Here is a 21,773-nt window from a genome sequence, read left to right as displayed (position 1 = left end):
ACTGTCGCCCGGCGCTCCTACAATGCGGGGTATGCCCACCATCGTGCACGGCTTCGACTGGCCGGACCGTCTCGTCGTCGGGACCGTCGGCCGTCCGGGCGAGCGGTCCTTCTACATCCAGGCGCGTGACGGCCGCCGTGTCACGAGCGTCGCGCTCGAGAAGGAGCAGTCAGCCGTCCTCGCGGACAAGATCGACGAGCTCCTGGACGAGGTCGCGACCGTCGAGGACAACCGGTTCAGCGTCCCGCCGTCCGCGCCCGCAGAACTCCGTGACGGTGAACCGCTCGACCAGCCGGTCGAGGCCGAGTTCCGTGCCGGCGCCCTGAGCCTCGGGTTCGACCCCGCCACCGCCCAGGTGGTGATCGAGGCGTACCCCATCGACGACGAGCTCGAGATCGTCGCCGAGACGACCGAGGACGGCGAGGAGATCGAGGCCGTGGTCGAGATCCCCGAGCCCGCCGAGCTGTTCCAGGTGAAGATCCCGGTCGGCACCGCCCGCGCGTTCGTCGAGCGCACGCGGGAGATCGTGGCCGCCGGCCGTCCCCCAGGGGCCGCATGAGCGACGGGTCGCTGTCCATCCGGGCACGCATCCGGGAAGCCTCGAACGCCACCTTCCTCGCCGACCTCGACGGCGAGGCGGTCGTCTACAAGCCGATCGAGGGGGAGCGACCGCTCTGGGACTTCCCGGACGGCACCCTCGCCGATCGAGAGGTCGCGGCGTACCTCGTGTCCGAGGCGTTCGGCTGGGACGTCGTCCCCCCGACGTGGATGGGCGAGGGGCCGTTCGGCCGCGGCATGGTCCAGCGGTGGCAGGACGTCGATCCCGAGCAGGACGCGGTCGACCTCGTCCCCACCGAGGACGCCGAGGCCGAGCTGTCCGGCGACGGAGCACCCCGCTGGCGGCCGGTGCTGGAGGCGATCGACGAAGCGGACCGTCCGGTGACCCTCGTGCACGAGGACACGACCGCACTGCGGCGGATGGCGGTGTTCGACGTCGTCGTGAACAACGCCGACCGCAAGGGCGGTCACGTCCTCGCGATGCCGGACGGTCACCGCTTCGGTGTCGACCACGGGCTGACCTTCCACGTCGAGCACAAGCTGCGCTCGGTGCTGTGGGGGTGGATCGGCGAACCGCTCGATGCGGACGAGCTCGAGGGCATCGACCGGGTGACCGACGCGCTGCACGGCGATCTCGGTGCCGCACTCGACGAGCACCTCACGGTGGCGGAGGTCGACACCCTGCGCGCCCGGTGCGCGGCGCTGCGGGCGGTCGGGCTGTTCCCGCCGCCACCGGGACACGGTCCCGCCGTGCCCTGGCCGCTCTTCTAGCGGACCGCTCGGCCGCCGGCGCGGAGATCGGGTCGGCGGGTTCCGTCGGGTGCGGAACCCACCGACCCGTACCGCGTCCCGCCTGCCGGGGCGCGGTGGCCCGTGGCGGTCGGACGGAGCGCGCCGTTGCCCTCCGGGACCCCACGGGGGTCGACCGGCCGAGGACGGATCAGGTGCCATCGGTCGGTCATCACCACCTCACCGATGCTGTCGGTGTCCCGACAGCATCAGTTCACCGACGTGGTCGGTTCACCGACGAGGTCGGTCAGGTGGAGCGGTGATCGCGGCCGGGGTCTGGGGCAGCTGTGGCGTCAGCATACGACCGAGATCGCCGGAGGAACAGACCCTGCCGTCAGATTGTCCAGTCGTCCCGGAAGAGCGCTCCACCGCGGCGCGATCCCAGGTACGACCCGACCACCGCGACGCCGAGGTCGTCGTTCTCGGGCGCGACGACCTTGCCGTCCACCCGCTTCGCCATCGCGTCGATGAAGCGCGCCAGCCCCGGGTCGTCGCCGAGCCGGAAGAACGTCGTCTGCGCGCCGAGCCGTCCGGCGTTCTCGAGCTCCCGGACGGACAGCGCGATCGTGATCGGGTCCGGCGGGTACCCGAACCACACCTGGCCGTTCGGTTCGAGGTGCGAGGTGGGCTCGCCGTCGGTGACGATGAGCAGCACGGGCTGGGCGGTCGGGTGCTTCCGGAAGTGCCGGTTCGCGAGCAGCAGGGCGTGGTGGAGGTTGGTGCCCTTGTCCCACATCGCGTCGAGGCCGACGAGTTGCTCGATCTCCATCACCTCGGCTTCGCGGCCGAAGGCGATGAGCTGCAGGTCGTCGCCGCGGAACCGTGTGGACACGAGGGTGTGGAGTGCGAGCGCGGTGCGCTTCATCGGCACCCACCGGTCCTCCATCGCCATCGAGAACGAGGTGTCGACGAGCAGGGCGACACAGGCCTGCGTCCGCGCCTCGGTCTCCTGCACCTCGACGTCGTCGATCTCCAGGCGGACGCCGGGGCCCATCCGTCCCGAGGCAGCGGTGCGGGTGAGCGCGTTCGTGATCGACCGCGTGACGTCCCACGGCTCGGTGTCGCCGTACTGCCACTGCCGGGTCGCACCGGAGGGTTCGCCGGACGCACCGGAGCGGCGGAGGTCTCGGGCGCCCTGGCGGCCGGACATGCGCTCGGCGACGTCCCGGAGCAGGCTCTTCCCGAGCTGCCGCATCGCCTTCGGGGTGAGCCGGAGCTGCCCGTCGGCACCGCGGCGCATCGCACCGGAGTTGCGCAGGGCCTTCTCGAGCTGCTGCAGGGTCCTCGCGTCGACGACGGCGTCGTTCCCGAGCTGGCGGCCGAGGGCGTCGAGGTCGAGGTCGTCGAGGTCGGAGCCCGGTCCGGCCTGCGCGATCTGGTCGGCGAGGGCGTCGAGGTCGGCGATGTCTTGGAAGACCCCGGTCCCGTCGCCGAGCCCGAGGCCCTGCTCGCCCTCCATCCGCTCGGAGCCGCCCCAGTCCTCGCCCGGCCGGAGCGAGCGGAGGGTGTCGTCGAGCTGGGCGAGCTGTCCCATCAGGTCGGGGGAGCCGAACGCCTGCTGGGCGAGGGCGTCGAGTTCGTCGCGCTGCTCCTGGGTCATCGAGTTGCGCATGCGCTGCGCCGCGGCCGCCCGGGCAGCGAGGTCGTCGAGCAGTTCCTCGACGTTCTGCGGGTCCGACGGGAAGTACTGCCCGTGCTCGGCCATGAACGCGTCGAACTGCTCCTGCGTGTCCGTCCCCGCACGGTGGTCCTGGAGCAGGGTGTTGAGGTCGCGCATCATCGCGGCGACGTCCTCGCGGTCCTGGTCGGTGGCGCCCTCGAGCGCCTGCTTCATGCCGGCGAACCGCTGGTCGAGGACCTCGCGGCCGAGCAGGTCCTTGATCTCCTCGTACTTCTGGCGCGCGGACGGGCTCGTCCAGTCGTAGCCGCTCAGTTCCTGCACCGCGGTGGCGGGCGACGGCGACAGGCTGTCGAGCTGCATCTCGGCGAGGGCTCGGTCGCCGTCGTCGATCTCGGTGTCGCGGGCGAGTTGTCCGCGTTCCGCGAGCACGGCCTCGTCGAGCAGCTGCTTGACCTGCTGCAGGGTGCCGTCGAGGTTGTTCTTCGCCGTCAGCTCGCGACGTCGCTCGGCCACGCGGCGGGCCAGGTCGTCGAGGCCGCGCTGGTCCTGACCGCCGCGGCGCAGGTACTCCCGGATGGCGCGCTCGGGCGAGGTGCCGCCCATGACGTCCTCGCCGATGGCGTCGAGCGCCTCGGCCAGGTCGACCGGGGGAGCGAGCGGGTCCGGGCCGTCCTCGTACTTCCCGTAGCGGGCGTCCCGCGCCAGGCGTCGGTTCGCCCTAGCCATAGACGGCTTCGCCCCCGCCGGACTCCTTGCTGATCCGCCGGGCGAGGAAGAGCCCCTCGAGCGCGAGTTCGATGGCGCCGGCACGCTCGCCGTCGTCGGTCGCTCCGAGCCGTTCGCAGATCTGGTCGTACAGGTCGGACTCGCCGATCGACGGCAGGCCCTCGAGGAAGGCGCGGGCGCTGACCTGCTCACCCGTGGTCACCATCGTGCCCCCGTCGAGCGCCTCGACGAGGACCGCGAAGTCGAGCCCGCGGAAGCGCGCCCGGACGGTCTCGGCGGTCGCGGTCCGGAGCAGGTGCTCGAGCACCTCGTCGGCGCGGTCTTCCTCGCCGTTCTCGAACTCGATCTTCCCGCCGAGGACGTCGATCGCGGTCTCGAGGTCAATCGGCCGCGCGACCGCGTGCTCCTCGCCTTGCCGCGCAGCGCGGTGCACCGCGGCGGCGGAGATCGTCTCGGCGCCGGCGATCGCGAAGCGGGCGCTGACGCCGCTGCGCTGGTCGACCGCACTCGATCCGCGCAGGGCACGCGTGAACCGGGCGAGGATCTCGACCAGCGCGTCCGGCACGTCGGCGGTGAGCCGCGCCTCCTGGCGGATCACCGCGATCTCGTCCTCGAGTTCGATCGGGTAGTGGGTGCGGATCTCGGCGCCGAAGCGGTCCTTCAGCGGGGTGATGATCCGACCGCGGTTCGTGTAGTCCTCGGGGTTCGCGCTGGCGACCACGAGCACGTCGAGCGGCAGTCGCAGGACGTAGCCGCGGATCTGGACGTCGCGCTCCTCCATCACGTTGAGCATCGCGACCTGGATGCGCTCGGCGAGGTCGGGGAGCTCGTTGATGGCGACGATGCCGCGGTGGCCCCGGGGGACGAGGCCGAAGTGGATCGTCTCGGGGTCACCCAGGCTGCGGCCCTCGGCGACCTTCATCGGGTCGACGTCGCCGATGAGGTCCGCGACGCTCGTGTCCGGAGTCGCGAGCTTCTCGACGTAGCGGTCGTCGCGGTGCCGCCAGCTGATCGGCAGGGCGTCGCCGAGGTCCGCGGCCCGGCGGATGCTCGCCGTCGTGATCGGTTCGTACGGGTGCTCGCCGAGTTCGGAGCCGGTGATGACCGGCGTCCACTCGTCGAGCAGGCCCTGCAGGGTGCGGAGGAGTCGGGTCTTGCCCTGTCCGCGTTCGCCGAGCAGGACGACGTCGTGCCCGGCGATCAGGGCGCGTTCGAGCTGCGGGACGACGGTGGTGGCGAAGCCGTGGAGGCCGGGCCAGGGGTCGCGGCCCTCGCGGAGGGCGCTGAGCAGGTTGTCGCGGATCTCGGCGCGGACCGTCTTCTGGAGGTGGCCAGAGGTGCGGAGCTCGCCGACCGTTCGGATGTCGGGTCGGGTCACCTCTTCGACGTTACGCCGTTCGGGCCTGGAGGCGCGGTGCGGGCTGGCACCGCGCCTCCAGGCCACCTGCTTGTGAGTTTTCATAGCAATTGCAATGATTGGTGTTCCGGCATCGGAGCCGGATTCGATTAGGGGGATCCGGCTCCGAGCCCGGAACCCGTTCGTTTCCGGATCTGAACCATCTCGTCGATCTGGGCGTACGTTCCCCTCTCGTGAGCAGCACGACGAACGGGGCGATCAAGAGCCTGGTCCCCGCCAGGATGGACAGACTGCCGTGGACACGGTTCCACTGGAGTGTCGTGGTGGGACTCGGCGTCTCGTGGGTCCTCGACGGCCTCGAGATCCAGATCGTGTCGAACGCCGGGTTCCAGGCCGACCTGGACCTGTCGACGCAGCAGGTGACCTCGCTCGGCACCATCTACCTCGTCGGGCAGGTCGTCGGCGCGATCGTCTTCGGTCGGATGTCCGACCGGCTGGGTCGTCGGAAGCTCTTCATCCTCACGCTGGCCATCTACCTGATCGGCTCCGGCATCGCGGGGCTCGCGCAGGACTTCTGGTTCCTCGCGGCCTTCCGGTTCGTCGCCGGGCTCGGCATCGGCGGCGAGTACGCCGCGATCAACTCGGCGATCGACGAGCTCATCCCCGCGAAGTACCGCGGGCACGTCGACATCGCGATCAACGGCACCTACTGGGGCGGCGCGGCACTCGGCGCGTTCGCGAACATCTACCTGCTCGACACGGCCAACTTCGCCGAGAACATCGGCTGGCGCATCGGCTTCTTCCTCGGCCCGGTGCTCGGCATCGCGATCATCTTCCTGCGGCGGCACATCCCGGAGAGTCCGCGGTGGCTCATGACGCACGGACGCGAAGAGGAAGCCGAGGCGACGGTCACGCAGATCGAGGAGTCGGTCGAGAAGTCCACCGGACACCGGCTGCCGGAGGTCGACGAGTCCAAGGCGATGACCGTCACGCCGACGGAGAACGTGAAGTTCCGGACGATCGTGAAGGTGCTGTTCCGGCAGTACCCGACCCGGACCCTGGTCGGCGCGACGATGATGATCACGCAGGCGTTCCTCTACAACGCGATCTTCTTCACCTACGCACTGGTGCTCACGAACTTCTTCGGCCTGAAGACCGCCGAGACGAGCGTGTACTTCTTCCCGTTCGCGATCGGCAACCTGCTCGGACCGATCATCCTCGGTCGGTTCTTCGACACCTGGGGTCGTCGGCAGATGATCTTCTCGACGTACCTGGTGTCCGGGCTCGTGCTCGCCACCTCGGCGTTCCTGTTCCAGGCGGACGCGATCAGCGCCGGCGTGCAGGTCGTCTTCTGGTGCATCTCGTTCTTCTTCGCCTCGGCGGGTGCGTCCAGCGCCTACCTGACCGTGAGCGAGATCTTCCCGCTCGAGCTCCGGTCGCAGGCGATCTCGTACTTCTTCGCGCTGGCGCAGATCTTCGGTGCCGTCGCGCCGCTCATCTACGGGGCGCTCATCGGCGACGGGTCGTCCCGCGAGCCGTTGTTCTGGGGGTACCTGCTCGGGTCCGCGGTGATGATCGCGGGCGGTGTCGTGGCGCTGATCTTCGGCGTCGACGCGGCCCGGAAGGGGCTCGAGGACGTCACGCAGCCCCTGTCCGTCCTGACCAAGGAAGCGGACGCGGCGCGGAAGTAGTATTCCGTATGCGGAGTGTTTAGCGCCGCGCTCCGGGGTCTGTCATCGTCCTCGCATGGCAGTCCTCCACAGCACGACAGTGTCCTGCACGGTCCACGGGCCGACCACTCGCGAAGCCGGCGGCGTGGGCCGTGCGTGATCCTGGCGGCATGGAGCGAGCACAGCACCGACCGGGTCGCGACGACGACGATCCGCACGGCATCCGACGCAGTCTGCTGCGGGACGCGGTCTTCGCCCGGCTGCTCGACAACGTGCTGCGCGGGGTCTACCGCCGTGGCCAGCGGATCCGGCTCGACACGATCGCGGCGGACATGCGGGTGTCCCGGACCCCGGTGCGCGAAGCGCTCGTGCCGCTCGAGAACCTGCGGCTCGTCTCGGTGCAGCGGTACGTCGGGGTGGTCGTCGCGCACTGGACCGTCGACCACATGATCGAGCGGATCCGGATCGCGCGGACGATGATCACCGAGCCCTCGGCGGGCGCGGTGCGGTGCGCGGATCGCTTCGACGTCGCCTGGCTCCGCGAGTGCGTGACCGAGGGCGGGGTCTTCGTCGAGCTCGGTTCGTGGTGGCTCCGCCGGAGCGGTGCGGCCGTCAGCGCCGACTGGCTCCTGTCCCAGCGTGCCGTGCTCGACGCGTTCTTCACGGACGACGTGGCGCTGGCGAACGGGATCGACGCCGTGGTCGCTCGTCGGGAACGCCGGAAGATCGCCGAACGCGCGACCACCGCGGCCGAGCGGGACGCGCTCGACGAGTGCGCGGTGGCGCTGGTCGAGCTCGCCGATGCCCTGATCGGCCTGCCCGAACGGTTCCGGGCGGCCGCCTGAGCACTCACCGCGGATTCCGGGGCCGCTCGCACTGAATCGACAGGCGGGCGCATGGCAGGGTGGTCCGGTTGCCGTCCCCGCGGCACCGGGACCGACCGGGCCAGCGCGGGACCCCACGGTGCCCGACAGGGAGGGCACTGCCCGCGTGCTCGTCCGCTCGAGCACGCACCGTGTCCGCACACGACAGGAGTGCCCGTGAACGACGTCCGCGACCGATCCCACCGGCTGAACCGAGCGACCGGGATCGCACGGCACGGACGTCTCCGGCACCGCAACCCCGTCGGCACCGCGATGAAGGTGCTCTCCGGCGTGGCCGCGGTCGCCCTCGTGAGCACGGCGTCGGTCGCCGCGATCGCCGCCAAGCAGGTCACCGACGACTTCGGCGACGGCGTCGCGATCCAGGGGCAGCCAGCGCAGCCGGCGAAGGGACCGGCAGCGCTGAGTTCGTACCAGGGCGGCTTCAACATGCTGGTCGTCGGCACGGACAACGACCCCGAGCAGGGCACGGCGTACGGCGAACGCGACGCCACGTTGAACGACGTCAACATCCTGCTGCACGTCTCGGCCGACCACACCAACGCCACCGCGGTGAGCATCCCGCGAGACCTCGTCACGCCGATCCCCGCGTGCCGCAAGCAGGACGGCTCCGGGACGACACCCGCCATGGCAGCGCAGCCGATCAACAGTGCGTGGGGCGAGGGCGGGCTGAACTGCGTCGTGCAGACCGTGCAGGGGCTGACCGGCCTCGACGTGCAGTACTCGGCGGCGGTGTCGTTCCAGGGCGTCATCGAGATGTCGAACGCGATCGGCGGTGTACCGGTGTGCGTCGCGCAGCCGATCCACGACCGCTACACGGGGCTCGACCTGCCGCAGGGCACCTCGACGCTGCAGGGTGACCAGGCGCTGGCGTTCCTCCGCTCCCGGCACGGTGTGGGCGACGGTTCGGACCTCGGGCGGATCTCCAGCCAGCAGGCCTTCCTGTCCTCGCTGCTCCGCACGGTGAAGTCGAACGACACCCTCACCTCGCCGCCCACCCTGTACAAGCTGGCCCGGGCAGCGGCCTCGAACATGCAGCTGTCACAGAGCCTCAACGACGCCGGCACGATGGTGGAGATGGGGCGGGCGCTCCAGGACCTCCCGCTCGCGCAGGTCAACTTCGTGCAGTACCCGGGGACGACCGGTGGCACGGGGGTGTACTCGGGGAAGGTGCAGCCGTCGGCGGAGCTCGCGGCGCAGCTGTTCGCGAAGATCCGGGCGGACCAGTCGTTCTCGCTCGGCGCGGACAGCACCGGGATCGGGGCGGAGCGCGCGGCGGGCGCGGAGTCTGCCGCGGGGACGTCGGCCGCGGGGGCCTCTGCTGGCGCGGCCGCGGGCGTCGGGTCCGCTTCGGGTGCCGGCGGCTCGGCTGCCGGCGCGGGGTCGGGCACGGGGAGCGCGGGGGCGGGTGCCGGTGCGAGCGGCGCGGGCGCGGCTGCCGGTTCGGGTGCGGGCCTCGGTACGGATGGTGCGGGTCTTGGTACGGATGGTGCGAGCGCCGGTGGAGCCTCCGCGCCCGCGAGCAGCCCCGCGGCGACGGCTCCGGCCGAGACCCTCGACGGCTTGCAGGGGCAGTCCGCCGACGAGCAGACCTGCTCGAAGGCCTTCGGCTCCTGACCCCCGTCCCCGAGGTTTCGCGCCCACCGACACTCCACGCGCTCCCCGGCCCGTGAGATGTCGCCCAGCGCGAAGAACCGCCAGCGAGCCCAGCGAGCCCAGCGCACCCGAACCACCGAGAGCGGGGGCGCGGTGGTGGGCCGCGCCCCCTGGTCACTCCTCGGTCTGAGCCTCGCGCGATCGGGCGCGCGTCGGGCTCGCCGCCCAGGAGCGACATCGGTGCTGTGTCGCGGCGACGGGGTGAGACCCCGGAATGTGATGGCCGCGCCTCGACGATGCTATTGACCGGGGTACGGGTGGACAACCCCCGACTGTCCCCACTTCGGGGGACCCTGCCGTGCGCCCGACACAGGGTCGGTGTCGAGACAGTGCTCGACCTCCTGTATGGTGGTGGGAGCGCTCGCGAGAGTGCTTGGAGACGTCGCATAGTCCGGCCGAGTGCACCACCCTGCTAAGGTGGAGTCCCCTTTGAGGGGACCGAGGGTTCAAATCCCTCCGTCTCCGCGGCACACGAAACCCCGGTCCTCCAGGACCGGGGTTTCGTCGTTCCCATGGCGGACCGGGCGCATCGAATGCGCGGCGCGACCACCGCCGGACGGGAGGCACGGTGCCAGCCCGCACCGCGCCTCCCGTCCGTGCGTGGGCGCCGTGACTGCCGCGCACCTCGTGAGCAGAAATGGTCGGGCGCGCGCACGTGACCCGACCATTTCTGCTCACGAAACCTCGCGGAGCGCCGAGCCCCGCGCCCCGCGCCCGCGCGTCAGACCGTCGCGACGCTGCCCGTCGGCACCGCGCCGCGCGAGCGCGCGCGCCGCGCCGCGCCCGCCGCGACGGACGTCAGCACCACGGCCGCCGCCGTGATCCCGGCCCCCGCCCAGATCGGCGAGGTGTACCCGAGCCCCGCCGCGATCGTGAGCCCACCGATCCAGGCGCCGAGCGCGTTCCCGAGGTTGAACGCCGCGATGTTCGCCCCGCTCGCCAGGGTCGGCGCGTGGTCCGCGTACTGCATCACCCGCGTCTGCAGCGCCGGCACGGTGGCGAACCCGAACGCCCCCATGAGCACGAGCGCGATCACGGTGAGCACGGGCGAGGCCGCCACTGCCGCGAACACGGCGAGCACCACCGTGAGGGCGACGAGCACCACGAGCAGCGTGCCGTCGATCGACCGGGACGCGAGCTTGCCGCCCGCGAAGTTGCCGACGAACAGACCGATGCCGAACACGATGAGCAGCCACGGCACGGCGCCCGACGAGAACCCGGACACCGAGGTCAGCGTGTACGCGATGTAGGTGAAGGCGCCGAACATCCCGCCGTAGCCGAGCACGGTGATGCCGAGCGAGAGCCACACCTGGCCGGAGCGGAAGGCGCCGAGCTCCCGGCGGAGCGAGGGGACCGCGGCGTCGGCCGAGCGGACGGTGGGGACGAGCAGGGCGACCCCGACGAGGGCGACGACACCGATCGCCGCGATGGTCCAGAACGTGGCGCGCCAGCCGAGCGCCTGGCCGAGGAAGGTGCCGAACGGGACGCCGAGCACGTTCGAGGCGGTGAGCCCGGTGAACATCAGGGCGACCGCGGACGCCCGCTTCTCCTTCGCGACCATGTTCGACGCGACCACCGAGCCGATGCCGAAGAACGCCCCGTGGCAGAGGGCCGCGATGACCCGGCCGAGCATCATCACGCCGTACACCGGCGCGAGGGCGGACAGGGTGTTGCCGATGACGAACAGCACGAGCAACCCGATGAGCACCGGCTTCCGGGGGAGTCGGGTGGTCGCGGCGGTGAGTCCGAGCGCGCCGACGATGACGGCGAGGGCGTACCCGGTGACGAGCCACCCGGCGGTGGTCTCGGTCACGCCGTAGTCGGCGGCGACCTCGGGCAGGAGCCCGGTGATGACGAACTCGGTCAGGCCGATGCCGAATCCGCCGAGTGCGAGGGCGATGAGTCCCGCGGGCATGGATGTCCTTCCGTTGTGCGGTGCAGCTGGGCCGCGTACGCTGGTTGTTGCAGACGCGGGATATCGATAGTTGCACACGCGGGGTATCCGCGCAAGCAACCAATCCTGCCCGGAAGCACACCAGGAGGCCCCTCATGTCCGTCGACGACTCCTCCGTCGCCGTCCGCGCCCACGGCTGGCGCACGCTCGCGGCCCTGCACGGCCTCATCGAGACGCGGCTCGAGCGGGCGCTGCGCGCGGTCGACCTGTCGGTCGTCGAGTTCACGGTGCTCGACGCCCTCCGCCGCCAGGACGGCTTCCACATGCGCATGCAGCAGCTCGCCCGGGCGGCAGCGCTCAGCCCGAGTGCGACGACCCGGCTCGTGAACCGCCTGGAGGAGCGCGCCCTCCTCACCCGCGTGCTCTGCGCCGACGACCGCCGCGGGCTCTACACGGAGCTCACGCACGCGGGCCAACGGCTCCTCGACGAGGCCACGCCCGTGCACGCCGCCGCGCTCGAGGAAGCGCTCGCCGAGGCGCGCGAGGTCCCCGAGCTCGAGGAGCTCGCCGTCGCGGTCGACCGGCTCGAGGGTGCCACCGTCTGAGGTCCAGGAGGCGCGGCCCGACTCCGCCCTGCACGCTACGGTGAGCGGGTGGTGCGGCGGACAGGACTCGTGGTCGGTTTCGCGGTCGTGGTCGCGCTGGCCCTCGGTGGCTGCGTCGCCACGCAGGGTGCCGACGCCGACCTCGCTGTCGAGGCGTACGTCGAACCGGGTGACGGATCGGCGGCGACGGTCTCGGACGCGTCCCGTGGTGCGGCGACGATCGGGATCGACGGCGTCACGGTGACGGACGACGGCGCCGGGCTGAACGACCTGCCGGCTGGCGTCGGTGCACTCGCCCGCACGGCGAATGACGGTGGAGCCGCACCCGAACTGCTCGTCAGCAACTTCTCCGAGTCGATCGGGGACTTCTCGCCCGAGGTCGGCACCGCGCTGCTGTCGGACGCCGGGAACCGCTCGCGGGTCGCCGAGCGCCTGGCGGAACTCGCGTCCGATGCGCACATGCGCGGCGTGCAGATCGACCTCGAGTCGCTCCGGAGCCGCGACCGTGCCGGGCTCGTGGCGTTCGCCGCGACGGTCGAGGACGCCGTGCACGAGCGGCTCGGGTCGGACGCCGAGGTGTCGATCGCGGTCATGGCCTCGACGGAGGAGCGGGGCTACCGCGACACCGGGTACGACCTCGGTGCGCTCGCGGACCACGTCGACCGGTTCGTCCTGATGACGTACGACCAGCACGGGCCCTGGAGCGGTGCCGGCACCATCGGGTCCCTGCCGTGGGCGGAGCGGGTGGTCGATGCGGCCGAACGCTCGGGCGTCCCGGCCGACCGGATCGACCTCGGCATCGCGGGGTACGGGTACGTGTGGGGCGGCTCGGGTGACGCGCAGGTGAGCCCTGCCCGGGCGCGGGAACTCGCGGGCGACGATGCCCGGTGGTCGGCCCGGACCGGCGAGTGGTCGGCGACGCTGGACGACGGCCGCGAGCTGCACTGGTCCGACGCACGTTCCTACCGGGCGCGGGTCGCGCTCGCCGAGGACCTCGGGCTGCACGGCGTGGCACTGTGGTCCCTGAACACGCTGGGACTGCCTGGATCGGAGGCGACGTGAAGCTCTTGCTGACCTCGGGAGGCGTCACCAACCCGACGATCCACGCCGCGCTCGTGTCGATGCTCGGCAAACCGGTCGAGGATGCCAACGCCCTCGTCGTCCCCACGGCGCAGTGGGGGCATCCGATGTGCGGACCGGCCTCGGTCCGGGACCTCGTGACCGGCGGTCCCGACTCCCGCGCCTTCACCGGCCTCGGCTGGGCGTCGATCGGCGTGCTGGAGCTCACGGCGCTGCCGACGATCGACCCCGAGCGGTGGCGGCGGTGGGTCACGGGAGCCGACGTCCTGCTGGTCGACGGCGGGGACGCCACCTACCTCGCCCACTGGATGCGGACATCCGGGCTCGCGGACCTGCTGCCCTCGTTGCCCGACACGGTGTGGGTGGGCGTGAGCGCCGGCAGCATGGTCATGACGCCGCGCATCGGCGCGTCCTTCGTCGCGTGGCCGTCGGCGGTCGACGACGTGACGTTGGGAGTCGTCGACTTCTCGATCTTCCCGCACCTCGACGCGTTCCCGGAGAACACCCTCGAGAACGCCGAGCGGTGGGCGGCCGAGATCGGCGTTCCGACCGCCTACGCCATCGACGAGCAGACCGCCGTGGCGGTCGACGGTGGCTCCGTCCGGGTCGTCTCCGAGGGGCGCTGGGTGCAGCTCGCGCCGTGACGGTATCGGCACCGACCGGCGGACGCCCGTCAGCCGGCGACCGGGGGATGCCCGCCGTCCGGACGGTCAGCGGGCGCGCGGGGGAGCGGTCGTCGACCGGACGACGAGCGACGGCGGCACGAGGACCCGGGTCGGCTCCGGCCGCTCGGCGGCACCGATCAGCTCGACGAGCCGGTCCGCCGCGAGTCGCCCGACCTCGTCGTTGTGCGGGTCCACCGTCGTCAGGCGCAGCAGGGGTGACGCGGCGAGCGGGGTCTCGTCGTTGCCCATGACCGACACGTCCTGCGGTACCCGGAGCCCGGCCTCGTGCACGGCGGCGATCGCGCCCATCGCCATGACGTCGTTCGCCGCGAACACCGCGGTCAGGTCCGGGTGGTCCTCCAGTGCGCGGACGGTGCCCCGGTAGCCGGTCTGCTCCGAGGTCGGTCCCTCGCCGTACACCAGTGGCTCGATGCCGGAGGCGACCATCCGGGCGACGGTGGCCTCGCGGCGGACGGCAGCCGGGCCTCCCGAGCCGGTGACGTGGGCGATGCGGCGGTGACCCAGGCCGACCAAGTGATCCGCGGCCAGACGTCCGCCGGCGGCTTCGTCGGAGGCGACGACGTCGAGTCCTCCCGGGACGTCGGCGCGTGCGCCGGCGATGACGACCGGGGTGTCCGCGGGGACGACGAGGTCGGGGAAGCCCTCGGCGGCGAGCACGACACCGTCGACACGGAGCGAGACGAGGTCGTCGAACGGGGAGGAGTCGAGGTGGGCGTTCGCGCGGGTGTCCGCGAGCGTGAGGCGCAGGCCGTGCGGGGCGAGCGCGTCGCGGATGCCGTCGAGCATCGGGACGTACCAGGGGTTCCGGAAGTCGTCGACGACGACGCCGATCGTGCGCGTCCGCGTGCCGGCGAGGATCGCGGCGGCACGGTTGGGGCGGTAGCCGAGCTCGGCGGCCGCGGCGAGGACGGCTGCCCGGCGGGTGTCGGAGACGCCGGGGTCGTCGCGCATCACCATCGAGACGAGCGACTTCGAGACACCGGCACGGGTCGCGACGTCGATGATCGTCGGTGGTCGGGACACGCGGCTCCTTGACAGGACATGGGTGGGTGCGTCTACAGTCTACCGACGCTCTCTGGAACGTTCCAGAGCCATCACCGACTTCTCGAGGGAGAGAACATGAGCGACAGCATCGGCGTCGCCGTCATCGGCGCCGGCATGGCCGGCAAGGCCCACATGGCCGCGTGGCGGAACGCACCGTCCCTGTTCGGTCACACGCTGCCGCCCGTCCGGCTCGTGTCGGTCGGCGACGTCTACGAACCGCTCGCGGCCGAGGCTGCGACGCGCTTCGGGTACGACCGGCACGACACCGACTGGCGAGCGATCGCCGAGGCCGACGACATCGACGTGGTGAGCGTCGTCGTCGCGAACACGCTGCACCGCGAGATCGTCGAGGGGCTCCTCGCGGCCGGCAAGCACGTGCTGTGCGAGAAGCCGCTCTCGGACTCGCTCGACGACGCCCGCGCGATGGCGTCCGCGGCCTCGCTCGCGGCCGGTCGTGGTCTCACCGCCCGCGTCGGTTTCACCTACCGACGCGCTCCCGGGCTCGCGGCGATCAAGCAGCTCGTCGAGGACGGCACCCTCGGTCGCGTCCTGCACGTCTCCGCGCGGTACTGGACGGACTACGGCTCCTCGCCCGACGTCCCGTTCTCGTGGCGCTTCGCAGGGGCCCCGGGAACCGGTGCACTCGCCGACGTCGGGTCGCACCTCGCGTACGTCGCCGAGTTCCTGGCCGGCGAGGTGCAGAGCGTCAACGGCGGCATGTTCACCACGGCCATCACGAAGCGGCCGATCGCCGCCGGGTTCGCCCTCCGTGGCCAGGCCGTCCCGTTGACCGGGGAGTTCGCCGACGTCGAGAACGACGACTACGCCACGTTCAACGCGCGCTTCGGCGACGGCTCGGTGGTCGGTTCGCTCGAGGTCTCCCGGGTCGCGACCTCGCACCCGAACGGCCTCGTCGTCGAGGTGTTCTGCGAGCACGGCGCCGCACGCTGGGACCAGGAGCGCGCATCCGAGATCGGACTCGCGCTGCAGTCCGACGGCTCCCGTCTCGGTGGCTACCGTCAGGTCGTCCTCGGCCCGGACCACCCCTACGTCGCCGGCGGCATGGCGATGGACGCTCCCGGTGTCGGCTGGGGGCAGAACCAGATGTTCGAGTACCAGGCGCGTGCCTTCCTCGACGAGGTCGTGGGCAACACGGCCGACCCGCTGCCGGCGAACGCCACGTTCGACGACGGCGTCCACAACATGGAGATCCTCGACGCGGTGGCCCGGTCCGCTGCCGACGGAGGAGCAACCGTCGACCTCACCGCAGCGTCCGTCACCGGAGGAGCACACGCATGAAGCTCGGTCTCTACAACGCGATCTTCCACGACCGCCCGCTCGCCGCGGCGCTCGAGGCCATCGCGGGCAACGGCCTCACCGGCATCGAGCTGAACACCGGCGGGTTCCTGCCGCCGGTGCACGTGCCGAACGTCGACGAGATCCTCGACGACGACGAGGCGCGCGACACCTTCCTCGCGCAGTTCGACGGGACCGGCGTCTCGATCGCCGGCCTGAACTGCAACGGCAACCCGCTGCACCCGGACCCGGGGATCGGGCCGAAGCACGCGGAGGACGTCCGCCGCAGCATCCGGCTCGCGGCCCGTCTCGGCCAGGACCGGGTCGTGACGATGTCGGGCCTCCCCGCGGGGGAACCCGGCGGCACCCGGCCGAACTGGATCGTGAACGCCTGGAACTCCGCCGCGCTCGACGTGATCGAGTACCAGTGGAGCGTCGCGGTGCCGTTCTGGCAGGAGATCGACGCCCTCGCCCGCGAGCACGGTGTCAAGGTCGCGCTCGAGCTGCACCCGCAGAACGTCGTCTTCAACCCGGCCACGATCCGCGAGCTCGTCGAGCGCGGCGGGCTGACCAACGTCGGCGTCGAGCTCGACGCGTCGCACCTGTTCTGGCAGCAGATGGACCCGGTGGCGGTCGTCCGCGACCTCGGGCCGCTCGTGTTCCACGCCGCCGCGAAGGACGTCCGGATCAACCCGCAGGCCGCGATCAACGGCGTGCTCGACAACTCGTTCCGTCGGCTCTCGCCGGACGAGCCGCGCACGAACCTCGGCGGGGACGAGTGGGCGAACGAGTGGCCGACGCCGTCCGCGTGGGACTTCGTCGCGCTCGGCAAGGGGCACGACGAGGCGTACTGGTCGGCGTTCCTCGAGGCCCTGCGCGAGGTGGACCCGGACATGTGGGTGAACATCGAGCACGAGGACACCGAGCTCGGCCGCGAGGAGGGCGTCGCCGTGGCGGCGCAGGTCCTGCTGGCCGCCGACGCGTCGCTGGCGGCTCGCGTCTGACGCGCAGCGGGATCCGGACTGGAGGCGCGGATCACGTGCGCCGATCGGCGCACGTGACCCGCGCCTCCAGTCCGTCGCCGTGTGTCCGGCGACCCGGTCGGTGACGCATCCCCCGGTCCCTGTCACCGGGCCGTTGTAGCATGCACGACACCTGTCCTGAGCCGAGGAGGCCTGCGTGCCGGAACCGACCGACCCCGCCTTCCCGATCGAGCGCATCCGGGACGTCGGTGACGACATCACCGCCGCCGTCTCCACCGTCGTCGACGGCAAGACCGAGGCCATCCGCACCGCCCTGACGGTGATGCTGGCCGAGGGACACCTGCTCGTCGAGGACGTCCCCGGCGTCGGCAAGACGGTGCTGGCCAAGGCGCTCGGCGCATCGGTCGGCGGGTCCGTGAACCGCATCCAGTTCACCTCGGACATGCTGCCGTCGGACGTCACCGGCGTGAACATCTTCGACCAGTCCTCCGGCACCTTCCGGTTCTCGCCGGGGCCGGTGTTCGCGAACGTCGTGATCGGCGACGAGATCAACCGCACGAGCCCGAAGACCCAGTCGGCGCTGCTCGAAGCGATGGCCGAGGCGCAGGTGACCGTCGACGGCGTGACGCGCAAGCTGGACAGCCCGTTCATGATCGTCGCGACGCAGAACCCGATCGACATGGAGGGCACGTACCCGCTGCCCGAGGCCCAGCGCGACCGCTTCATGGCCCGCCTGACGATGGGCTACCCGAGCGCCGACGCCGAACGGCAGATGCTGACCAACCGCGGTGGGGGCGACCCGCTGGCGCACCTCCGTCCGATCGTCGACGTGGACACCCTCCGCGACCTCATCCAGTCGGTGCGCACGGTCCACGTCGCGCCCGACGTCGAGGCGTACATCGTCGCGATCGTCCGGGCCACCCGCAGCCACCCCGACATCGTGCTCGGCGCCAGCCCGCGGGCCACGCTGCACCTCGCCTCGGCCGCCCGTGCCCACGCCGCGCTGCTCGGCCGTCCCTTCGTCACGCCGGACGACGTCGCCACGCTGGCGCCGGTCATCCTCGCGCACCGGCTCGTGCCGGTCGCCCGCGGCCTCGGTGGGACGGGCGACGACACCGTCCGCGACATCGTCGTGCGCATCGTGTCCGACACGGCCGTGCCGTTCACGGCGACCCCCGTCCGCTCCTGATGTCCGGGTCCCCGGCGCCGACGTCGCTCGCGCTGCGTGCTGGCGCCCTGCGCTCCGGGGCGCTCCGGTACGGGCGGCGGGGCCTCGCGCTGCTGCGCCGCACGCCGTTCCCCCGACCGACCGTGCGCGGCTGGACCGTGATCGCGGTCGGCATCGGGCTGATCGGCGGCGGGCTGGTGGGGACGACGAGCGTCGCGGTGTCCGCGGGGCTGCTGCTCCTCGTGCTCGTGGTGCTCGGCATCGTCATGGCGTTCGTCGTCGCCGCACCGCTGCGCGGCAGCCGGAGCACGGCGCGCGCGATCGTCCAGGTCGGCGAGGTGTACCGCGAGCGGATCACCCTCGGCGGGACGAGCCTGCCGATCGGCCCGCGGTCGATGCTCCTCGTGCGCGAACAGCTCGACGACGCCCTCGTCAGCATGTCCACCGCCGAGACGTACGCCGCGGTCGGGCCGAACCTCCCGCCGGCGGTGCTCGACGTCGAGGCCCTGGCGATGCACCGTGGGCGCAGTGTGGTCGGCCCGGTGACGATCCGCGTCGAGGACCCGTTCGGCCTGCTCCGCATCGACCGACCGGTGGTCGCCGCGGAAGAGGTCGTCGTCGTCCCGGCATCGACCCCGCTCGCGTCGCTCGACGCGGGTGCGCTCGCCGGAGCCGTCTCCGCCGACGAAGGACGGGTGGGGCAGGGCGGGTCGGCCGATGACAGCGAGCTGCGTCCCTACCGCCCGGGTGACCCGATCCGCCGTGTGCACTGGGCCCAGAGCGCCCGCCGCGGGGAACTCCACGTCCGTCAGACCACGCAGGCGCAGCCGCCGGAGGCCGTCATCGCGCTCGACGTCCGACGCGAGTCGTACCAGCGCCTCGGCCGCGACGACCTGGCGGAGCTCTCGGACCTCGGCGGCGACGCCGCGTTCGAGCACGCGGTCGTCGTCGCCGCGAGCGTCGCACGGGCACTGGCTGCACGGACCTCGCGCGTCGTGCTCGTCAGCGACGGACCGTCCGGCAGCACCCGGCACGCGGGGGACGCCGGCGGACTGACCGACGTGCTCGTGGGGCTCGCCGACGTCCGGGTCCGCTCCGACGCCCGTGAGGTCACCGAGGTCCTCCCGGACGTCCGCGGCCGCGACGTGCACGGCATGACCGCCGTCGTCACCGGCAACTGCACGGCAGAGCAGGCCGCCGAGCTCGTCTCCGCGACGACCGGGTCGAGCCGGGGGATCCTGGCGACCATCGTCCCGCCGGACCCGGTGGTGCGCGGCATCCTCGACCGCGGCGGGTGGCGGACCCTGGTGGTCCCGGTCGCCGGTGCCCACGCGCCCGGGAGCATCCGGTGAGCGGCGTCGCCACCCGTCCGGCTCCGCCCCGGGGCGAGGCGCGGCGCGAACCCGAGCGACGGGTCGACCGACCGGACTCGCCGAGCCCGTGGGTCGTCGCACTCGCACCGGTGCCCGTGCTCATCGCCGCGCTCGCCATGCGTCCCCTCGTGCAGGGCGTCGCGTGGTGGGTGTCCGGCGTCCTCGTCGCCGCCGTCCTCGTCGGCACGATGCTCGCGGTCCGTCGTCGGGCGCCCGGGGTGCGGTTCGTGGCACTCGTCGCGGCGCTCGTGGTCTGCTCGTGCGCCGCTGCGGTCGTGAACGACGTCCAGCCACTCGGGTGGCTCGACCGGAACGGCGCGCTCGGCGAGACGCTCGCGGCGATCCGACTGAACCCCGCACCGCTGCCGCAGTCCGACGCGATCCGGCTCATCGTCACGGTCGCGATCGGCTGGGTCGCCGGCGTCTCGCTGTTCCTCGCGGCCGTCGCCCCGACCGCCGCACTCGCCGCCGTCCCCGCGCTCGTGATCCTCATCGTGCCGGGCGTCGTGACCGGAGCCCCCGCGGCACCCGGGCTCGTGATCGCCACCGGCATCGCCTTCCTCGTCCTGCTCTGGCTCTCGGTGCGGCCGGTCCAACGGGCGTTCCCCGCCGCCGTCGTCGGGGCGATCGGACTCGTCGTCGCCGTGGGACTGCCCGCGATCGTGCCGCTCAACGCCAGCTGGTTGTCCGGCGTCACCGGGGCGATCCAGTCGCCCGTGCAGCCCGGACGCCCCGGCACGCTGCTCAACCTCGGGCAGGACCTCCGGCAGCCGAACGAGCTCGAGGTGTTCCGCTACCGCTCGTCCGACGGTCGGCCGGAGTACCTGAAGCTCGCGAACCTCGACGAGTTCGGCACCGGCGACTGGGTGCCGACCACCACCGACGCCGCGAAGTCCGAGACCGCCGACCAGCAGCAGTGGGCGGTCGGCATCAACCCGCGGCTCTCCAGCCGCGGCGACGTCACGATCCGGGTCACCGGGCTGTCGAGCAACTACCTGCCCGTCCCCGCCGGCGCGGTCTCGATCGAGTCCCGCTCGACGAACCTCGACCTGTCGCAGTGGCGCTGGATGGGGGAGTCGAGCACGGTGCGTTCCACCGGCCCGGCCACTCCGCGCGGTGCCACCTACGAGGTGTACGGTGCCTCGACGTGGTCCGGCGAGTACCTCGACGCGATCGCCGGCTCCGGCCTGCTCGGACGTGCCGACGGTCGGGGGTTCGCGACGCCCTCGGCGAACCAGCTCCGGACCGACCGCGAGCTCCCCGACAAGCTGCCGGTCAGCATCGCGCGGACGGCGCAGCGCGTCGCGGGCAGAGCGGCCACCGACTACGAGAAGGGCCGCGCGCTCGAGCAGTGGTTCCGCAGCGACCTGTTCACCTACTCCGAGACCGCGCCGGTCGAACAGGGCTACGACGGCGACAGCATGGACGTCGTCGCGAAGTTCCTGCAGGTCCGCGAGGGCTACTGCGTCCACTTCTCCTCGGCGATGGCGGTGATGGCCCGCACGCTCGGCATCCCGTCGCGCATCGCGGTCGGCTACCGGGCGGGCTCCACGCAGGCCGACGGCGAGTACACGGTGTCGAACCGGCAGCTGCACTCGTGGCCGGAGCTCTACATCAAGGGCGCCGGCTGGGTCGCGTTCGAGCCGACGCCCGACTCCGACGCCGCCGCGACGCCCTCGACCGAGGCCACCTCCACCCCCTCGGCCGCCGCCCCGGAGACACCGCTGCCCGCCCCGGGCGAATCCGCTCCCGCCACGTCCGAGAGGCCGACGCCGAGCGCGTCCGCAGCGCCGGGAGCCGCCGGGTCGACCGGTGGCGGAGGCAACGGACCGCTCGGGCTCGCGGTGGGGCTGGTGATCGCCGTCGCGCTGCTGGTGTCCCCGGCGCTCGTCCGGGCACTCCGCCGTCGGACGCGACTCGGCGCGGTGCGATCGGGCAGGTCGCCAGCGGTGAACGCCTGGCGTGAGGCGCTCGACGACGTCGCCGACCACGGCTACGCGCCGGGTCTCGCGCCACCGGGTGACGCCGCTGCAGCAGCGCGGACGGCACGTGCGGTGCTCGGGCGGCTCCGGCCGTCGGTGCCGGCGACGGTGCTGCCGCACCTCGAGACGATCGTCGACGCGGTCGACCGGGAGCGGTTCGCCGCGGGCGGTGCAGCGTCGGTGGACGCTGCGGCGTTGCTCGCGGCGGTCCAGGAGGCGCGGGTCGCCCTGGACGCCTCGGCCTCCGGTGCGCGGGTGCTCCGGTCGCGCCTGGTGCCGCCGAGCCTGCTGCCGTCGTCCGCGTGGTCGCACGAGGGGCGGCGCGCGCGCCGCAGCGCGGCGTAGCGCCGCGCGTAGCGTGCCGCGCGCCGCGCGCTCGTAGCGTGCGAGGTTCCGCGCGCGGT

17 protein-coding genes and 1 tRNA gene are annotated in these 21,773 nt (G+C 72.3%); 14 read left to right on the top strand and 4 right to left on the bottom strand.

Translation table 11 applies throughout. The annotated features are described in order from the left end of the window. The first annotated feature begins 31 nt into the window (after window positions 1-31). Both BIV01_RS10655 and BIV01_RS10650 read left to right on the top strand, forming a co-directional pair. Window positions 32-559 carry a DUF3090 domain-containing protein gene (locus BIV01_RS10655; RefSeq protein WP_070418140.1) on the top strand — a complete coding sequence of 176 codons (528 nt, stop codon included), beginning with the start codon at window positions 32-34 and terminating at the stop codon, window positions 557-559. Further along, window positions 556-1,329 carry an SCO1664 family protein gene (locus BIV01_RS10650; protein ID WP_070418141.1) on the top strand — a complete coding sequence of 258 codons (774 nt, stop codon included), beginning with the start codon at window positions 556-558 and terminating at the stop codon, window positions 1,327-1,329. The genes BIV01_RS10655 and BIV01_RS10650 overlap by 4 nt, the downstream gene beginning before the upstream one ends. A gap of 352 nt (window positions 1,330-1,681) precedes the next feature. Here BIV01_RS10650 and BIV01_RS10645 read toward each other — a convergent pair whose 3' ends face one another. Together BIV01_RS10645 and BIV01_RS10640 are read right to left on the bottom strand one after the other, a co-directional pair. Further along, window positions 1,682-3,694, bottom strand: coding sequence for a vWA domain-containing protein (locus BIV01_RS10645; protein ID WP_139199297.1), 2,013 nt, complete (start codon window positions 3,692-3,694; stop codon window positions 1,682-1,684). After that, complete coding sequence (locus BIV01_RS10640) at window positions 3,687-5,072, bottom strand: AAA family ATPase (protein ID WP_070418142.1); 1,386 nt, start codon at window positions 5,070-5,072, stop codon at window positions 3,687-3,689. The genes BIV01_RS10645 and BIV01_RS10640 overlap by 8 nt, the downstream gene beginning before the upstream one ends. A gap of 212 nt (window positions 5,073-5,284) precedes the next feature. On the opposite strand from BIV01_RS10640, the gene BIV01_RS10635 reads away from it, so the two are divergent. From BIV01_RS10635 to BIV01_RS10620, 4 genes are all read left to right on the top strand, one after another. Then, window positions 5,285-6,742, top strand: coding sequence for an MFS transporter (locus tag BIV01_RS10635; protein WP_368073351.1), 1,458 nt, complete (start codon window positions 5,285-5,287; stop codon window positions 6,740-6,742). Window positions 6,743-6,891: 149 nt separating this feature from the next. Beyond that, window positions 6,892-7,566 carry a GntR family transcriptional regulator gene (locus tag BIV01_RS10630; RefSeq protein WP_071296032.1) on the top strand — a complete coding sequence of 225 codons (675 nt, stop codon included), beginning with the start codon at window positions 6,892-6,894 and terminating at the stop codon, window positions 7,564-7,566. Window positions 7,567-7,761: 195 nt separating this feature from the next. After that, the gene (locus BIV01_RS10625) at window positions 7,762-9,219 is read left to right on the top strand and encodes an LCP family protein (protein WP_254791820.1); all 1,458 of its coding nucleotides are present in this window, start codon (window positions 7,762-7,764) and stop codon (window positions 9,217-9,219) included. A 414-nt stretch (window positions 9,220-9,633) separates the two neighbouring features. Next, window positions 9,634-9,723 (top strand) — tRNA-Ser (locus BIV01_RS10620). A gap of 256 nt (window positions 9,724-9,979) precedes the next feature. Here the strand turns inward: BIV01_RS10620 and BIV01_RS10615 are convergent. Continuing rightward, window positions 9,980-11,173 carry an MFS transporter gene (locus BIV01_RS10615; protein WP_071302796.1) on the bottom strand — a complete coding sequence of 398 codons (1,194 nt, stop codon included), beginning with the start codon at window positions 11,171-11,173 and terminating at the stop codon, window positions 9,980-9,982. Window positions 11,174-11,307: 134 nt separating this feature from the next. On the opposite strand from BIV01_RS10615, the gene BIV01_RS10610 reads away from it, so the two are divergent. From BIV01_RS10610 to BIV01_RS10600, 3 genes are read left to right on the top strand one after another with little or no spacing between them, the layout of a single operon-like run. Beyond that, a complete protein-coding gene (locus BIV01_RS10610; RefSeq protein WP_070418145.1) occupies window positions 11,308-11,757 on the top strand; it encodes a MarR family winged helix-turn-helix transcriptional regulator in 450 nt (149 codons plus the stop codon). 48 nt (window positions 11,758-11,805) lie between these two features. Beyond that, a complete protein-coding gene (locus BIV01_RS10605) occupies window positions 11,806-12,819 on the top strand; it encodes a glycosyl hydrolase family 18 protein (protein ID WP_083413950.1) in 1,014 nt (337 codons plus the stop codon). After that, a complete protein-coding gene (locus tag BIV01_RS10600) occupies window positions 12,816-13,481 on the top strand; it encodes a Type 1 glutamine amidotransferase-like domain-containing protein (RefSeq protein ID WP_071302795.1) in 666 nt (221 codons plus the stop codon). Before BIV01_RS10605 ends, BIV01_RS10600 begins: the two co-directional genes overlap by 4 nt. A gap of 66 nt (window positions 13,482-13,547) precedes the next feature. Here the strand turns inward: BIV01_RS10600 and BIV01_RS10595 are convergent, their stop codons facing one another. Further along, window positions 13,548-14,546: a LacI family DNA-binding transcriptional regulator gene (locus tag BIV01_RS10595; protein WP_083403425.1), complete on the bottom strand. Its 999-nt coding sequence runs from the start codon at window positions 14,544-14,546 to the stop codon at window positions 13,548-13,550. Window positions 14,547-14,642: 96 nt separating this feature from the next. On the opposite strand from BIV01_RS10595, the gene BIV01_RS10590 reads away from it, so the two are divergent. From BIV01_RS10590 to BIV01_RS10570, 5 genes are all read left to right on the top strand, one after another. Then, window positions 14,643-15,866, top strand: a complete 1,224-nt coding sequence (locus BIV01_RS10590; protein WP_071302794.1) for a Gfo/Idh/MocA family protein — start codon at window positions 14,643-14,645, stop codon at window positions 15,864-15,866. Next, a complete protein-coding gene (locus BIV01_RS10585) occupies window positions 15,863-16,867 on the top strand; it encodes a sugar phosphate isomerase/epimerase family protein (protein WP_071302793.1) in 1,005 nt (334 codons plus the stop codon). The genes BIV01_RS10590 and BIV01_RS10585 overlap by 4 nt, the downstream gene beginning before the upstream one ends. Window positions 16,868-17,042: 175 nt before the next feature. Then, window positions 17,043-18,035: an AAA family ATPase gene (locus tag BIV01_RS10580; protein ID WP_083295231.1), complete on the top strand. Its 993-nt coding sequence runs from the start codon at window positions 17,043-17,045 to the stop codon at window positions 18,033-18,035. Continuing rightward, window positions 18,035-19,366 (top strand): DUF58 domain-containing protein, encoded by a 1,332-nt coding sequence (locus BIV01_RS10575; protein WP_071302792.1) that lies wholly within the window; start codon window positions 18,035-18,037, stop codon window positions 19,364-19,366. The genes BIV01_RS10580 and BIV01_RS10575 overlap by 1 nt, the downstream gene beginning before the upstream one ends. Then, a complete protein-coding gene (locus tag BIV01_RS10570; RefSeq protein ID WP_071302791.1) occupies window positions 19,363-21,714 on the top strand; it encodes a transglutaminase family protein in 2,352 nt (783 codons plus the stop codon). The genes BIV01_RS10575 and BIV01_RS10570 overlap by 4 nt, the downstream gene beginning before the upstream one ends. The last annotated feature ends 59 nt before the right edge of the window (window positions 21,715-21,773 follow it).

The sequence above is a fragment of the Curtobacterium sp. MCBA15_013 genome, assembly GCF_001865095.1.
GTDB lineage: Bacteria > Actinomycetota > Actinomycetes > Actinomycetales > Microbacteriaceae > Curtobacterium.
Note: the sequence above shows the minus strand (reverse complement) of the source record. Positions and strands in the feature narration are given on the sequence as shown.